Annotated in this window: 11 protein-coding genes; 6 read left to right on the forward strand and 5 right to left on the reverse strand. The window is 74.4% G+C overall.

Annotation, left to right across the window (positions count from 1 at the left end; all coding sequences use genetic code 11):
• Positions 1–14: 14 nt before the first annotated feature.
• Positions 15–2,285 (reverse strand): hypothetical protein, encoded by a 2,271-nt coding sequence (locus WMF44_RS30945; protein WP_437293646.1) that lies wholly within the window; start codon positions 2,283–2,285, stop codon positions 15–17.
• A 347-nt stretch (positions 2,286–2,632) separates the two neighbouring features.
• Here WMF44_RS30945 and WMF44_RS30950 point away from each other — a divergent pair, with 347 nt between their 5' ends.
• Positions 2,633–2,917 carry a hypothetical protein gene (locus tag WMF44_RS30950; protein WP_437293647.1) on the forward strand — a complete coding sequence of 95 codons (285 nt, stop codon included), beginning with the start codon at positions 2,633–2,635 and terminating at the stop codon, positions 2,915–2,917.
• Positions 2,918–2,951: 34 nt separating this feature from the next.
• Here WMF44_RS30950 and WMF44_RS30955 read toward each other — a convergent pair whose 3' ends face one another.
• Positions 2,952–4,046, reverse strand: a complete 1,095-nt coding sequence (locus WMF44_RS30955; RefSeq protein ID WP_437293648.1) for an SMP-30/gluconolactonase/LRE family protein — start codon at positions 4,044–4,046, stop codon at positions 2,952–2,954.
• 160 nt (positions 4,047–4,206) lie between these two features.
• Positions 4,207–5,391 carry a drug/metabolite exporter YedA gene (gene yedA / locus WMF44_RS30960; RefSeq protein WP_437293649.1) on the reverse strand — a complete coding sequence of 395 codons (1,185 nt, stop codon included), beginning with the start codon at positions 5,389–5,391 and terminating at the stop codon, positions 4,207–4,209.
• A 154-nt stretch (positions 5,392–5,545) separates the two neighbouring features.
• Here yedA and WMF44_RS30965 point away from each other — a divergent pair, with 154 nt between their 5' ends.
• From WMF44_RS30965 to WMF44_RS30985, 5 genes are all read left to right on the forward strand, one after another.
• Positions 5,546–7,006, forward strand: coding sequence for a PLP-dependent aminotransferase family protein (locus WMF44_RS30965; RefSeq protein WP_437293650.1), 1,461 nt, complete (start codon positions 5,546–5,548; stop codon positions 7,004–7,006).
• Positions 7,007–7,118: 112 nt separating this feature from the next.
• Positions 7,119–8,915, forward strand: a complete 1,797-nt coding sequence (locus tag WMF44_RS30970; protein ID WP_437293651.1) for a hypothetical protein — start codon at positions 7,119–7,121, stop codon at positions 8,913–8,915.
• Between the two features lie 110 nt (positions 8,916–9,025).
• Positions 9,026–9,472 carry an Rrf2 family transcriptional regulator gene (locus WMF44_RS30975; protein WP_437293652.1) on the forward strand — a complete coding sequence of 149 codons (447 nt, stop codon included), beginning with the start codon at positions 9,026–9,028 and terminating at the stop codon, positions 9,470–9,472.
• Positions 9,473–9,695: 223 nt separating this feature from the next.
• Positions 9,696–10,019 carry a thioredoxin gene (gene trxA, locus WMF44_RS30980; RefSeq protein WP_012238376.1) on the forward strand — a complete coding sequence of 108 codons (324 nt, stop codon included), beginning with the start codon at positions 9,696–9,698 and terminating at the stop codon, positions 10,017–10,019.
• Between the two features lie 423 nt (positions 10,020–10,442).
• Complete coding sequence (locus WMF44_RS30985) at positions 10,443–12,416, forward strand: serine/threonine protein kinase (RefSeq protein WP_437293653.1); 1,974 nt, start codon at positions 10,443–10,445, stop codon at positions 12,414–12,416.
• 6 nt (positions 12,417–12,422) lie between these two features.
• Here the strand turns inward: WMF44_RS30985 and WMF44_RS30990 are convergent, their stop codons facing one another.
• Together WMF44_RS30990 and sat are read right to left on the reverse strand one after the other, a co-directional pair.
• Positions 12,423–13,766, reverse strand: a complete 1,344-nt coding sequence (locus WMF44_RS30990) for a hypothetical protein (RefSeq protein WP_437293654.1) — start codon at positions 13,764–13,766, stop codon at positions 12,423–12,425.
• Between the two features lie 70 nt (positions 13,767–13,836).
• Positions 13,837–15,582 (reverse strand): sulfate adenylyltransferase, encoded by a 1,746-nt coding sequence (sat, locus tag WMF44_RS30995; protein ID WP_437293655.1) that lies wholly within the window; start codon positions 15,580–15,582, stop codon positions 13,837–13,839.
• Between the last annotated feature and the right edge of the window lie 109 nt (positions 15,583–15,691).

Genomic DNA, 15,691 nt, shown 5'->3' on the forward strand with positions numbered 1-15,691 from the left:
GCGGTCGGTCGGCCTCAGCGCACCCGCGCCGGGGGCTCGCCCTGGGCGAGCTCGTCCTCGGGCCTGCGCGCGAGGCGCGCGGCCGCGCGCCGGTAGAGCTCCGTGAGCGGCGCGCGGTGCGCGGCGAGGAGCGCCGTGACCCCGGCCAGCCACAGGAGCACGAGCGGCACGAGCGCCGAGGAGGTCGTGTAGACGAGCACGGGGCGGAAGGCGCGCTCGCGCGTGACGAGCTCGCGGCGCGCTCGAACGGTCCGCTCGTAGTCCGGGAGCGACAGCGCGACCGGCGTCACCCCCTCCAGCACCGCGCCTCCAGGGGCGAGCGCGCCGCCGCCCTTGGCCAGATCGTCGTCCTTGGCCCTGCGCACGGCGGCGGGCGCCGGCGCCGCCGACTCGCTGTACGTGGAGTTCCAGCGCTCCGCCCTGTAGCTCCTCGCCGAGACGGCGAAGAGCCCGACAAGGAGCGCCAGGCCGCCCAGACCGAGCAGCACCACCATCGCGGCGGCGCGGCCGCGGCCTCCGAGGAGCCGCCCCGCGAGCCACGCCGCCAGGGCCGTCGCGATGCCGACCAGCAGCGCCACGAACGTGGCGGGCGCCAGGAACCACAGGCCCGCCATGAGCACCCCGCCCAGCGCGCGCAGCGCGCGCACGCGCCCGCGGCTCGCCGCCCCGCCGGGGCGGACGGCGATCCACGCGGCCACGAAGCCGACCGCCACCGCGAAGGCGTCGCCGGCGTCCGCGAACCACACCGGCCGGTCGCCGCCGAGCAGCGCGAGCGGCACCACGCGATCGGGCAGCCCGACCGTCAGCGCCACCTCGCTCGCGGTGAGCGGGTAGCCCGGCATCGGCAGCTCCAGGGTCCCTCCGAGCGAGTGCACCGCCGCCTGCGCCAGCGACTGCACCTGGATCGTGTGGCTCCCCGTCTGCAGCGGCACGAGCACCTCCTCCGCGGCCTTGCCCTGGTGCATGATCCGCTGCGCCTTCCCGTCGGTGGCGAGGTAGATCGGCCGCCCGCCCGGCGCGTAGGTCAGGTAGTCGATGCCGTTGTTCTCGTAGGTGAGCGCGTCGTCGGCCACGAGGTCTCCGCGCTCGGTCAGGACCAGGGTGCGGCGGTGGTCGCGCACCACCGCGGCGAGGACCTCGACCCCCGAGAGCGGCTCGACAGCGACCTCGACGCGCTGCCCTCGCTGCACGAGCAGGAGCCGCGACGTCGCCTGGGTCCGCGGGATCGGCGACTCGGCGGCGTCGACCTGGCGCGCGTCGCCCTTCACCGTGAGGCGGTGCTCGGCGTCGGACTCGAAGAGCCACCACTCGTAGGCGGAGCGCGGATCGGGCGAGAAGGCCCCGACCTTCGGGAGCGTGCCCGAGATCTTCATCTCCGCGGCGCGGCCCGAGGTGGGCAGCACGAGCTCGCCGCCCTCGACCCGGAAGCCGCTCGCGCCCGCGACGTCGAGCACCTTCTCCCCGAACGCGAGCGGCAGGCGCACGACGCCGAGGTCGCTGCCCGACCGCATGACGAGCCGGTACTCGAAGCCGATCTCCCGACCGACCCGCACCGCGCGCGACAGCTGGAACACCGTGGGGCCCGCGCTCGCGCCCGCTTCGCCCCCCGCGCCGCCGTCGGGGGTGAAGTGGAGCGTCGCCCCGCGGAGCCCCGAGAGCCGCGCGCCCTCGGCGACGGAGCCGCCGGTGATGTCGGCCTCGAGCGTGTTGAGCGGACCGGCGACCAGGAGCGTGAGGTCGCCTTCGAGCCACAGGCTGCCCCGGAGCACGAAGCGGCGCGCGGCCGTCCAGAGGTAGTAGTGGTCGTCCTCGAAGCTGATCGGCGCGGCCTCGCGGCGCGACGCCGGCCGTCCATCGTCGAGCGTGGCCTCGATGCGGAGGTGCGCCGGCGGCCCGAAGAGCGGCACGGCCACGGGGCGGTCCGTGAGCACGCCGCCCGAGAGCTCGAACTGGAGCGGCCCCTCGCCCACCGCGCCCGTGATGCGCAGCCGATCGAGCGCGTAACAGCGCTCCTCGCAGCCCCCCGAGCCGCCGCGCTGATCGACCCAGCGAGAGAGCATCTCCAGCTGCCCAGCCCACGAGTCCGGCGGCGGCCCGTGCGCCTGCGCCTGCGCCGCGGCGCTCTTCGCCGCGGGCGTCGCTGGCGCCGGGCCCGCGGCAGGCGCCGCCGTCGGCGCGTCAGGCGCCTGCCCCATCGAGAGCGACGGAACGACGAGCAGCGACAGCACCACGAGAAGCCACAACAGCGTTGGTGGCGTGGCCTTGTTCCAGCGCGCGAGCGACATAGGGTGACTCCCTTCCTTGACCTGCCGAGCGAACGCGATGGCCGCCGCAGCGTCCTCATCAAACAACCTAGGGAAAAACGACGGCAACAAAATCGACATGAGGCCTTGACAGTTAACGCGTCGCGTCGCAGTGTCGTGGCGTCGCGATTGTGCCTCCGACGAAGCCACGAGGTGGCTCTGTTCGCGGGCACGGCCGTGCGGCGGGGCGCCCCTCGCTCCAGTGCACATCGCGTCTGGCGAGCCCGCGAGAGCGGGCGACGCGCGGGGCACGGGGGTCAACGCTGGATTCATCATTTCTGTACGCCCGCGGTCGTCGCGGGGGGACATACCGAAGTGGGAGGCAGACCATGAGTGAGACCCAGAGCATCACGGAGCCGAAGGCCGAGAACAGCGTGAACGGGAGCGCCGGGCCCGCGCAGGCGGCGGACGCCAGCGGCGGGGCGCCGGTCAAGCCGCCGTTCGTCGAGACGCTGCGCGAGCTGAGCACCTCCTGGGCAGGGGTGGCCATCGGTTACGGGCGGATCGCGCTCGAGGGCGCCGCGCGCGCCCTCGAACGATCGGCGGGGAAGCTCGGCGAGCTTCAAGAGAAGCTCAAGAAGGGTGAAGTGGCCGCAGCGGAAGGCGCCCGCTGAGCCCCGCCTCCAGCGCGCCGCCGGGGAGCGTCCATCACGGCGCTTCTGGCGGCGCGGGGACCGGCGCGCCGCCGATGCCGACGGCAACAGCATAGATCGAGCCGGTTGCGCCTCCGACGTAAAGGGTCCTCGCATCGAACCCCGGGCCCGCTCCGAACTGCGCATTGGCCACCCCGGTGGGGAAGCGCGCCAGGAGCTCCGCCTCCCCAAGGGCGGCGCCGCCCGCGTCGAGCCTCACGCGATGGAGCGTCCGGTTCTCGTCATCGACCGTGTAGAGGTGACCACACGTATCGAGGACGAGTCCCTCGAGCACGGACGAGGCGACCGTGACCACGAGCGAGGGAGGTTCGCCTGGGTTGTTCAGGTCGATCTTGCGGATCTCGCCGGCAGAGGAGTTGGTGTAGAAAACCGCCCATCGCGCCGGGTCGAAGACGATTCCGTTCGGCTCGCTCACCTCGGGGGCGCCGCTCGCGATCTCGTCGATCGTGGCATCGGGGTTGATGCGAATCACCCGGCCGCCCGCGAGGTCGGTCGCCCAGACGTTGCCCAGCGCGTCCGGAGCGAGGCCGTTCGGGTCCGTGAGGCCTGTCACGTAGTCGTCGACCGCTCCGGTCGCCGAGACCTGGACGACGGCGCCCAGCTCCGGCCGCGCCGCCACGAGGGTCCCGTCGGGCCGGTACCGGAGCCCGGGCACGGGGCCCGGCAGAGACGCGAAGTTCGTGGTCCGGCCCGTGGCGTCGAAGCGGATGAGGTTCGGCCCCCGCTTGGCGACGAGGTAACCCCGGCCGTCGAACACGAAGTCCTCGCTGCCGCTGAACACGTCCGTGACCAGCGCCGGCTCGAAGGGTCCGGGCGCGAGCGCCGCGCACTCGCCGCTCGGCCCCGCGCCCGCGCCCGCGCCGACGGCCGCCCCGCCGCCTTCGCCGGCGCCCACCGCCGCGCCGCCGCCTTCTCCGGCGCCCACCGCCGCGCCGCCGCCCTCTCCGGTGCTCGTGGCCGCGCCGCCGCCTTCGCCGGCGCCCGCGCTCGCCCCGCTGCTCGACGCAGCGCCGACGTGGCCGCCGCTGCACGCCGACGGCGCCCCGAACAGGAGCAGCGCCCAGCCGAGCAGCCGGTACCCTCTCTTCATCTACCTCGCCTCCTCGCCGCGCACACTACACGCCGCCCCCCGCATTGCCTACGGTCGACGGCGCGCGCCCGGGGCGCGAAGGCGGCCGGCGCGACGCGCCGTCGGAGCGGGGTGGGGGTGGGTGTGGCCGGTGAGCGCAGCGCGGCGCGTCGCGGCGCGCCTAGCGCCGCGAGACGATGACGACGCCGGCGCCGACGATGGCCGCCGCGGCCCAGGTCGTCGCGGAGGCCCGCTCGCCGCCGAGCAGGACGCCGAGCGCGATGGCGACGATCGGGTTCACGTACGCGTAGCTCGTCGCGATCGCCGGGCGCGTGCTCCGCAGCAGGTACGTGTACGCGCTGAGGGCCACGATCGATCCGAACACCGCCAGATAGGCGAGCGCGAGGAGCGACCGCGATGAGGGCGCCGCCGCGAGGTGCTCGCCCGAGAGCGCGCTCACCCCGAGCATCACCGCGCCGGCCGCGAGCATCTCCGCCGCGACCGCCATCGGCCCTTCCGGGAGCGGCAGCGAGCGGCTGTACAGCGAGCCGAGCGCCCACGACACGGGGGCCAGCAAGATGAGCAGGGCCCCGGCGTGCGCCGCGTGGAGATCGCCGCCGAGGTGGAGGAGCGCCGCGCCCGCGAACCCGACGAGGAGCCCGATCCACTCGCGCCGGGAGACCGCCGGGGCGCCGGCGGGCGCGCCGCCGGCGGCGCCCCTGCCTCGCGCGGTGGCGAAGAGCGCCAGCCAGAGCGGCATCGTGGACACCACGACCGCGGCGACGCCCGAGCTCACCCACTGCTGCGAGACGACGACGAACCCGTTGCCGAAGACGAGCAGCAGCACCCCGACCCGCGCGGCCGCGCCCCACTGCCGCAGCGTCGGGCGAGGGGCGCCGCGCAGCCGGAGCACGCCGTAGAGCAGCGCGCCCGCCGTCATGAAGCGCGTCCCGGCCAGCAAGAAGGGCGGCATCGTCTCGAGCGCGACCGAGACCGCCAGGTACGTCGAGCCCCAGATCACGTACAGCGCGAGGAGCGAGAGCAGCACCAGCCAGCTCCCCCGCGCCTTCGCCAGCGCCGCGCGCAGCGTCTTGCCTGCCTCGCCTCTCGCCACCGCGATCTGCGCCGGCTCGAGCGCCTCCACCACGAGGAGCCCGCGCCCCTCGCCTCCATAGCTGGAGCCGGCCTCCAGCACCACGTCCTCCGGCTCCCCCTCGCGGGTGATCCAGACCGCGCCGGCGGTACAGCTCAGGAGCACCGGGCCGCCCCGCAAGCGGTGCGTCCACAGGCGACCCTTCCCGAGCTCGATCCGCGACGGCTCCAGGAGGCGCGATGGCGGCTCCGAAACAAGTGAGGTCAATTTCATGCCCCGGAGGGTGGGGCCAGGCGAGCGACCGGTACAGAGGCAGTCGGTTGGTAATTGAGGCCGGTACAGTTTCCGGAACAGGCGACTGTGCTGGTCCTCACGCCCGGCAGCTGTACCGGTACCGCAGGGCCCGCCCGGCTGTACACTTCGTCTCGTGCAGGTGCAGGCGCCCATCGAAGCGGAAGCAGATGACGAGGCCCACCTCTACGACCGCGTCGCCGCGCACATCGCGGATCTGATCGCGCGCGGCGCGCTGCGGCCGGGCGACCGGATCCCGTCGGTGCGGCGGCTCAGTCGGCAGCAGGGGGTCAGCGTCGCGACGGTGCTGCAGGCGTACATGCAGCTGGAGAACCGCGGGCTCATCGAGGCGCGCCCGCAGTCGGGGCACTACGTCCGCGCCCGCCGGGGCACGGCGCTGCCCGAGCCCCGGGCCGCGCGCCCCTGCACGACCGCCACGCGGGTCAGCGTGAAGAGCCTCGTGTCCAAGGTCTACCGGGCGTGCCGGGACCCGCACATCGTCCCGTTCGGCGCGGCGTGCCCGAGCCCGGAGCTCCTGCCGACCGACAAGCTGAACCGGATCCTCAGCGCGATCGCGCGGAGCGCGGGCGGCGCCGGCGTCTCGTACGATCCGCCGCCCGGCCTGCCGGCGCTGCGGCGGCAGATCGCCCGGCGCTCGGTCGAGTCGGGCGTCGCGCTCTCCCCCGACGACATCGTGACGACGGTCGGCGCCATGGAGGCGCTCCACCTCTGCCTGCGCGCTGTCGCCCGCCGGGGCGACACGGTCGCGCTGGAGTCGCCGGCGTACTACGGGCTCCTCCAGCTCATCGAGAGCCTCGGCATCAAGGCGATCGAGGTCCCGTCGCACCCCCGCACCGGCATGGACCTCGACGTCCTCGAGGAGATGCTGGGCCGCCACCGCATCAAGGCGTGCCTCGCGATCCCGAACTTCAACAACCCCCTCGGCAGCGCCATGCCCGACGAGGCGAAGGAGCGGCTCGTCGCGATGCTCGCGCGCCGCGAGGTGCCGCTCATCGAGGACGACATCTACGGCGATCTGCACTTCGGCGACGTCCGCCCCCGCCCCGCCAAGGCGTTCGACAAGAAGGGCCTCGTGATGCTCTGCTCGTCGTTCACGAAAACGGTGGCGCCGGGCTACCGGGTCGGCTGGACAGCGCCCGGCCGCTTCCTCGACGAGGTCGAGCAGCTCAAGTTCGCGCAGAGCGTGGCGACCGCGACGCTGCCGCAGATGGCGATCGCCGAGTTCCTCGAGATCGGCGGGTACGACCACCACCTGCGGACGCTCCGGCGCCGGCTCGCCGCCCAGGTCGCGCGCATGAGCGAGGCGATCGCCGAGCACTTCCCGCCCGGCACCCGCGTCTCGCGCCCCGCCGGCGGCTTCGTGCTCTGGGTCGAGCTGCCGCCCGGCACGAGCGCGCTCGACGTGCACGAGCGCGCGCTCGAGCACGGCATCAGCGTCGCGCCGGGGCCGATCTTCTCGGCCAAGCACCGCTTCTCGAACTACATCCGGGTGAACTGCGGCTACCCGTTCACGGAGCTGAGCGAGCACGCGGTCCGGACGCTCGGGCGGATCTGCGCCGAGACAGCCGAGGGATGACGCGGTGGACGGCCGCGGCCCCGGCGGCGGCCGGCGCGCCCTGGATGCCGTACCCGCGCTGAAGTAGAACCTTCCCTCTCGATCGAGCGCCCGCCCCGACGAGCCCACGCCCTTGCGCCCCCGACATCCCGCGTCCCTTCCTTCGCCCGCGCCCCCGCCGACGCCCGCGCCGCGGCCTGCGCTCCCGATCCTGCGTGCGCGCCGCCCGTCCGAGCCCGCCCGCGCCGCGGCTCCATCGCTCGCCCTCGCGGCCTGGGCGCTCGCGGCCTCGCTCGCCGTCCTGCCCGCCTGCGGCGCCGGGGCGATCGCCTCGCCGGGCGCGCCGCCGCCGGAGACGCTGCGCGCGCTGCCGGATCGCATCGACGGCAGCACCCTCCTCGGCGGGGACGCCCAGCGCGCAGCGCAGGCGGGCGCGAGCGCGCTGCGGGTGATCGGCGCGGACATGGCGTCCGACGGCGATCGGCTCGGCGCCTTCGTCGAGGTGCCCGCCGGCGAGTGCATGCTCGCGATGGCGCGGGTCTCGCCGACGATCAGCGACGTCGACCTGTTCGCCTTCGAGGACGACGGCAGCGCCTTCTCGACGGACGAGGCCGCCGACGCGCGCGCGTCCATCCTCGTCTGCCCGCCGCACCCGCGGAGGCTCTATGTCATGGCGCGCGTGATGTCGGGCGCCGGGGCGGTGAGCGTCGGCGTGCAGAGCGTGCCGGTCAAGGCGGCCGACGCGGTCGCGCGCGCCGTCGGCGCGCGCGGCAGGTCCGGCGACGAGAGCGGGCGCCTCGAGTCGTGGCCCGGCCTGGAGGCGAAGATCCGGGCGCGCCGCGCCGCGGTCGGCGCGCGCTGGGACGACGTCCGGCGCGTCGCGCTGCCCGTCGGATCGAGGACCGCGAGCCGGATCGGCGCCACCCTCGACGGCGGCCGCTGCCTCGACGTGCTCGTCTCGCCGAGCGACGAGGTCGCCTCGCTCGAGGTGGTCGCCGAGGACGAGACCGGCAGGGTCGTCGCGCGCGCGCGCGAGCGGGGCCAGGATCGCTCGCTGCTGCTCTGCTCGGCGGTCTCCGTCGATCTCTCGATCGCGATCCGCTCGCGCGGCACGCAGGGCCTCGTGGCCGTCGTCGTGGGCCGCTCGCAGCCGGGCGCCGAGGCGGAGATCTCCGGCGCCACGCCGATCGAGCGCGTGACCGAGGGCCGCGACCTCGCCGAGGCGCGGGCGGACCACGCCCGCGCGCTCGCCGGCCGGGGCCACGGCGCGCCGCGCGTGTCGACAGGGGCCGCGCGGCTCGGCAGCCGGACGACGCTGCCGATCGAGCTGCCGGCCGGCTGCGCGCGGATCGACGTGCTGGCCGGCAAGCCGCTCGCCGACGTGCTCGCGGAGCTCTGGAGCGAGGGCCACGCCCTCCTCGGCCGCGCCCGTGGCGGCGCCCGGGCGACGCTCTTCACCTGCGGGCGCGGCGGCCCGGCCCGCGTCGACGTCGAGTCGATGGCGCAGCCTGGCCCGTTCGCCGTGGAGGTCCGCAAGGAGCCCGAGGCCCCGCCGGCGCTCGTCGCCCATCCGCTCGCCGCCGCGAGGCTGCTCGGGCGCCTGAGCGCCGCCGGCCCCGCCGACGCCGCGGGGGCGGCCGGCGCGCAGGCGGTGGGGCTCGACGCCGCGCGCCTCAAGATCCTCCCGCTCCCGATCCCGGCCAACACGTGCGCCGAGGTGATCGTGGCGCTCGACGCCGACGGCGCGGGCGTCGACCTGCGGCTCGTCGACACCTCGACGGGCGAGAGCTCGCTCGCCAGGGCGCGGCACGTCGTGTCCGACAGCCGCTGCGCCGGCCCGGCGGCCGTCCCCGCGTCGATCGAGCTGCGCCTCGCGGACGGCAAGGGAGACGCCCTCGTGCTGATCCGCACCTCGCCCAGGTCTCGCTGAGCGAGCAGGCGCCGAGGCGCGAGCGCGCGAACGCACGAGCGCCAGGCCGCCCGCCGCGCCTTGACAGCGGACCCCCCCGAGCCCTCAGATGACGGCCGAGGGGCCGTTCGATGTCCTCGGGTCGCTTCGCCATCGCCACGCACGCCCTCGCGCTGCTCGCCCAGTCCGACGAGAGCTGCGCGAGCGACGCGCTGTCGGCGAGCATCAACACGAACCCGGCCTTCCTGCGGCGCATCCTCGCGCGGCTGTCGCAGGCCGGGCTCATCGAGGCGCGGGAGGGCCGCTCGGGCGGCTATCGCCTGGCGAGGCCGGCGAAGAAGATCCGGCTGAGCGAGGTGTACGCCGCCGTCGAGCCGGAAGGCGCCATCGCGCCGAGCCCGTGCGAGCCGAACGCGAGGTGCCCGATCGGGTCGGGGATCCAGCGGGCGTTCGATGAGGTCGCGGAGGCCGCCAACGCAGGGCTGCTGCGCGGCCTCGCGCAGAAGACCGTCGCGGACATCGCGCTCCGGGCGCAGCACCTCGGCCGCCCGGCGCCTGCGCCGGTCAAGGCCGGCTGATCGCGGAGGCGCCTGGCCGCGCGGCGACGCCGCGCCGGCCTCCTGCCCGGCACACACGCGTGGCCGCCCTCCCTGCGGGCGGCCAAGGCGCTCCCCTGGCAGAAACTGAAACCGTGCGTATAACAGTTGGAGCGAGCGTGGCTGTCGAGGATCGGGCCGGCATCGGGCCGGCACATCGCGGCCAGGGCCCGCTCAATCCCGAGACAACCGAAAGGACAGCGCCATGGGCAGCAGCCATGTCATCGAAGTCAACGACCTGAATTTCGCGCAGGAGGTCCTGCAGACGGACACGCCGGTGCTCGTGGACTTCTCGGCATCCTGGTGCGCCCCCTGCAAGCGGCTCGCGCCGATCGTCGATGAGATCGCCGCCGAGACGGCGGGCGAGGTGAAGGTGGTCAAGCTCGACGTCGACGCGTCGCCCGAGGCCGCGCAGCGGTTCGGCATCCGCGGCCTGCCGACGGTGGTCGCCTTCCAGAAGGGCGAGCCCGTCGGGCGGCACGTCGGCCTCACGAACAAGAAGACGCTGCTCGCGCTCCTCGGACGTTGAGCGCGCCGAGCGCGAGCACCTCGAGCGCATCGCGCACCTCGAGCCTCCGCCGGCGATCGTCCGCGCCGTGACGTGACGCGCCCCACATCGCGCCCCCTGCGCGACGGAGACGCCACCACAGCGCGCGCCAGGACCGCTGGACCCCCGACATCGACCTTCATTTCGCGAGCGGCTCCCGCCTTCACCCCGACCGCACGGGATGTGCGCGGCGCGCCGCCGTCGCGTTGCGCGCCGGCCGTCTTCTACGGACGCAGCATCCCGTTGACATGACCACCCGATACGAGATTTTCTCGTCCGAGGAAGCCCAGCACTCCGCAACGCCGCTCGCTGCCGTCCGTCGAGGCGGTCGAGGGTCGCCACGCGGAGCCCTGCCGATGTGGGTATTTCTGGCACGGCGCGACCGAGCCTGGCTTCCCGGACGCCATGGCCCTGTTCGACGACGACTTCGAGACGCTCGAGCAGCTCCCCGAGATGCGAAAATCTCGCGGGAAGGGCGGAGATTCGCACGGCCAGAGCCCCACCCCCGTGAGCCTCGGCCGCGCCCGCGCGGAGCTCACGGATCTGTCCAGCGACGGCCCCCGCTACGAGATGCGGTCGCTGCTCGGCGTCGGGGGGATGGGCGAGGTCCACTTCTGCAGGGACCGCCGCATCGGCCGCGACGTGGCCATGAAGGTCATCCGCGCCGAGCACCAGGGCGACACGACGCTGCGCCACCGGTTCCTCCGCGAGGCCCGGGTGCAGGGCCAGCTCGAGCACCCGTCGATCGTGCCCGTCTACGACCTCGGCGCGGACAACAAGGGCTCGGCGTACTTCACGATGAAGCGCCTCCGGGGCCTCACGCTGGCGAGGATCCTGAACGAGCTCCGCGAGGGCGACCCGACGGCGCTCCAGAGCTTCTCGCGCCGCAGGCTGCTCACCGCCTTCTCGTCGGTCTGCATCGCCGTCGACTTCGCGCACTCGCGCGGCGTGCTCCACCGCGACCTCAAGCCCGCCAACATCATGCTCGGCGACTTCGGCGAGGTGTACCTGCTCGACTGGGGCGTCGCGAAGCTCATCGACACGCCGCTCCAGACGATCGACATGGGCGAAGATCCCATGAGCACGCGGACCATCCCGGGCGACGTGCTCGGGACCCTCGGGTACATGTCGCCGGAGCAGGCGCAGGGGTGCGTCGACACGCTCGACGTGCGCAGCGACATCTACTCGCTCGGCGCGATCCTCTTCGAGCTCCTCACGCTCAAGCCGCTGCACCCGAAGAAGGACCGCACCGAGATGCTCGACTCGCTCCTCCACGGCGCCGACGCGCGGGCGTCGGTGCGCGCGCCCGAGCGCGAGGTGCCGCCGGAGCTCGACGCGATCTGCGTGACGGCGACGCGGCGCGAGCCCTCCGAGCGCTACCCGTCCGCCCGCGCGCTCTACGAGGCGGTCGAGCGGTTCCTCGACGGCGACAAGGACGTGGAGCTCCGCCGCGACCTCGCGGCGCGGCACGCGGGGCTGGCCGAGGAGCGCGTCACGGAGGCGCTCGCCGGCGGCAAGGAGGCCGAGGGCGCGCGGAAGGCGCTGCTCAGCGAGGTCGGCCAGGCGCTCGCCTTCGATCCGTCCAACGAGCGCGCCCTGGAGACGCTCCGGCGCGTCCTGACCGAGCCGCCGCGCGAGATGCCGGCGGAGGTGCTCGCCGAGCTGGACGCGGCCGCGGCGGCGCGGCACCGGCTGCAGCTGCGCGCGGGCATGCGCGCCGAGCTGCTCGCGACGGCGATCGCGACGCTGGTCGCCGCCGTGTGGCTGGGCATCCGGGAGTGGCAGGTCTTCGCCTTCATCCTGGGCTTCACCGCCCTGGCGGCGCTGATGAAGTTCCTCGCCGCGCGCGTCGTCCACCGCCCGTCCGCGGAGTGGTACGCCTACGCCGGCTTCGTCTTCAACGTGCTCAGCTTCCTGTGCATCGGGCGCGGCTTCGGCCCGCTGCTCTTCATGCCGATGCTGCTCGTCATCCTCACGTACGCGAACTCGTTCACGTACCGGACGGCCTACCGCGTCGCCGTCGTCGTGACCAGCTGCGTCGCGGTGCTGGCCGCCGCGTGGATCGAGTACTCGGGCGTCCTGCCCCGCTCGTACGAGTTCGCGGGCGGCGCGATGGTCATCCTGCCGCAGGCCGTCGAGCACTCGAAGATCGCGACCATGACGGCGCTGACGCTGACGACCCTGTTCATGCTGGTCGTGCCGGCGTTCATGATGGGCCAGCACCAGCACGCGCTGCGCGCGGCGGAGCGGCGCGCGTTCCTGCAGGCCTGGCAGCTCCGCCAGCTGCTGCCGGAGCGAGCCCAGCCCGGCGCCGCGGCCGGCCCAGGCCTGGAGCAGGCCCCACGCCGCCGCCCGAGGCGCCCCCGCACCGCGGAGTGAGCGGGGTCAGTCCATCGGCCAGACCGCGACGACCCAGATAGGCGAGCCGCCGCGCGCGGACACGCGGAGGGCGGCGCTCTCCTCGATCTCGGAGCAGAACGCCACGCCGGCGCTCTCGCCGTTCTCGCCGGCGTCGTCGCGCCCGGCGCGGTCGCCGATCTCGACGGAGATCCGGAGCGCGCGCAGCTCGCCCCGGGCCAGCGCCGCCGCCGCGAAGTAGCAGCGGCCCGGCTCGACCTGGACCGGGACGAGCGTGTCGCCCTGCGCGCCGACCGCCTCGGCGATCACCTGCGCGCGCGGCGCGGGCGCGTGGCGGCGGCGCAGCGCGGCGGCCAGGTTGCCCCGGGCGCGCGCGCCGAAGTGCCCCGGCACGAACGCGGACATCGGCCACTGCGCGTCGGACAGCACGACCTTCACCGGCCCCGCGGCCCCGAGGAAGGGCACCTCGACGACCCCCTGCTCGCCCAGACAGAAATCGAGCCGCGCGTCGGGCGCGTCGGACCTGTCGCGATCGAGCAGCCTGCCCGTGGTCCCCTCGCGCGCCTCGGCGTCGAGGTCGGTCGCGCGGCGCAACGCGGCGCTCGGCACCTCGGCCATCAGGTCGAGGCGGTGGCAGCCCTCGGGGAGCTTGACCGAGAACTGCCCCGTCCCGATCGACGAGGCGCGCATGTCGGTCGGAGCGACGCGCGGCGCCCCTTCCGCGAGCGCGCGCCGCGCGGCCCGCGCGACCCGGGCGTCGAGCGGCCCCGGCTCGGAGGGCCGCCCGGGGTCGCCGCGCGGCGCGACGGGCCCGGACGCGCGCTCCGGCAGGATGGCCTCGACGCGCTCCAGCGGCCCGCTCGACGCGGCGACGACGACGTCGAACGCGCTGCGCGTCGAGAGCACCTCGATCGCCACGCGGCGCAGCCCCTCGCGCTCGGCTCCGCACCGCGTGATGGCCGCGACCCCGGCGACGCTCGGGACGCGGCGGTCGTCCTCGGGCTCCGCGCCGCGCAGCTGCTGGACGAGGCCCTCGAGGGCGGAGACGCCGCCCGACGGCCCCTCGGGCGAGAGCGTGAACTCCGCCGTGCGCGGCGCGAGGAACGCGGCGGTGAGGCACTCGTCCGCCGCCGCGCCGGCAGCGCCAGCCGCGCGGGCCGGGCCGGCGGGCGGATCGATCGCCACGACCCGGGCGCGGCCGTGCTCGAGGAAGATGGGGGGGAGGCGCGCGACGCGCGCGCCCGAGAGCGACCACATCCGCGCCACGCGCGCGGCGTCGTCGCTGAGATCCGCGCGCGCCGGCGTCCCCGCGGAGACGCCGGCGAGCGCGGCGAGGAGCGAGAGGGCCGCGGCGCGCGCGGCCCGCGCCACACGCGCCCCGTCGGATGCCGCGCGGCCCCGCTCGGCGGCGCCGCCCGCCGCGGCCCTCAGGCGCTCGCGGCTACGACGACTTGCGCATCGACTCGATGAGGATGCGCGCGACCTCCGGACGGGAGAACTCCGGCGGCGGCAGCTCGCCGCGCTGCAGCAGCTCGCGCACCTTCGTCCCGGACAGGTTGACCTGCGTCGACGCATCACCAGGCGCCGTCTTCGCCGTGGCCATCGCGCCGACCACCGTCGAGTAGAACGCGTTTTCGAAGTTGAGCGTGGTGATGCCGAGCTCTCCGGGGCTGAAGGCATTGAAGATCTCCTGCGCGTCGTACGTGCCGTAGTAGCTGCCGACGCCGGCGTGATCGCGCCCCACGATGAAGTGCGAGCAGCCGTAGTTCTTGCGAGCCAGCGCGTGGAAGATCGCCTCGCGCGGCCCCGCGTAGCGCATCGCCGCCGGGTAGATCGAGAGGAGCACGCGGTCCTTCACATAGTACTTCGCGATGAGCTCCTCGTAGCAACGCATCCGCACGTCCGCCGGGATGTCGTCCGACTTGGTCGCGCCGACGAGCGGGTGGATCATCAGGCCGTCGCAGATCTCCAGCGCCGTCTTGGTGATGAACTCGTGCGCCCTGTGGATCGGGTTCCGCGTCTGGAACCCGACGATGCGGCGCCAGCCCTTCTCGGCGAAGTACGCCCGCGTCGTCGCCGGGCCCCGGTCGTACGCCGGGAACGCCGAGTCGACGGGCCGCTCCAGCACGCGGATCTCGCCGCCGACGTACACGGGGCCCGTGCCCATCAGGTACGCGACGCCCGGGTGCTTCGTCTCGGTCGTCCGGAACACCTCCTGCGCCTCGAGCTCCTTGTTCGGCCGCCACTTGTCGCTCAGCTCGATGACCGCGACGATGCGGCCGTCGCGCGCGCGGAGCGCCGCCTCGGAGCCCACGCGGAGCCCCTCGGCCGCCTGCTCGGAGACGGCGAGCGTGATCGGCATCGACCACGGCAGGCCGCTCTCGAGCCGCATCTCGCGCACGACGCGCAGGTAGTCCTTCGAGTTCATGAAGCCGCGCAGCGGCGAGAACGCCCCGATCGCGATCATCTCGACGTCGCTCTCGGTCCGCTCGTCGAGCTCGATGACCGGCAGCCCCTTCGCCCGCTCCGCGAGCGACGCCTTCGCCGCGCCCTCGACCCACCGGTTCACGAGCTCGCCGCCGTGCGGCGCGATCAGCCCGCGCGCTCCGCCCGCGGCCGCCCCCGCGGCGGCCGCGCCGGACACGGCGACCGCGGCGCCGCGGCGCGGGACGTAGCCGAGCTCCTCGAGCTTGGCGAGGATCTTGGCGAGGCTCTCCTCCTTCGTCTCCTTGCCGGTGTCGACGACCACCTCGGGGCTCTCGGGCGCCTCGTACGGATCGTCGATGCCCGTGAAGTTCTTGATCTCGCCCGCGAGCGCCTTCTTGTAGAGCCCCTTCGCGTCGCGCTCGGCGAGCACGGGGATCTCGCAGGAGCAGAACACCTCGACGAAGTGGGGGATCTGGGCCCGCTGCTCGTCACGGATCGCCTTGTACGGGCTGATGGCGGCCGTCATCGCGCACGCGCCCGACCGGGCGATGAGCTTCGCCACGTATCCGATTCGCCGGATGTTCGTATCGCGGTCCTCCTTCGAGAACCCGAGGCCCTTCGAGAGGTTGGTGCGCACCTCGTCGCCGTCGAGCACCTCCACGTGGACGGAGCGGGCGCGGAGCTCGGCCGAGAGCATCGCCGCGAGCGTGCTCTTGCCGGCGCCGCTCAAACCGGTGAACCAGACAACAAAACCTGACATTTAGGCAACTCCTTCGATGATCAAGTGACGACTACGGACTCGGCCGCTCCGGGCCTCGGGTGCAGACCCCTCAACGAGCGGAGGAGGGCTGCGCGAGAGCGCGTCGGCG

Origin of the sequence: Sorangium sp. So ce426, from assembly GCF_051475585.1 — a bacterium.
In the GTDB taxonomy this organism is placed as follows: Bacteria; Myxococcota_A; Polyangia; order Polyangiales; family Polyangiaceae; genus Sorangium; species Sorangium cellulosum_B.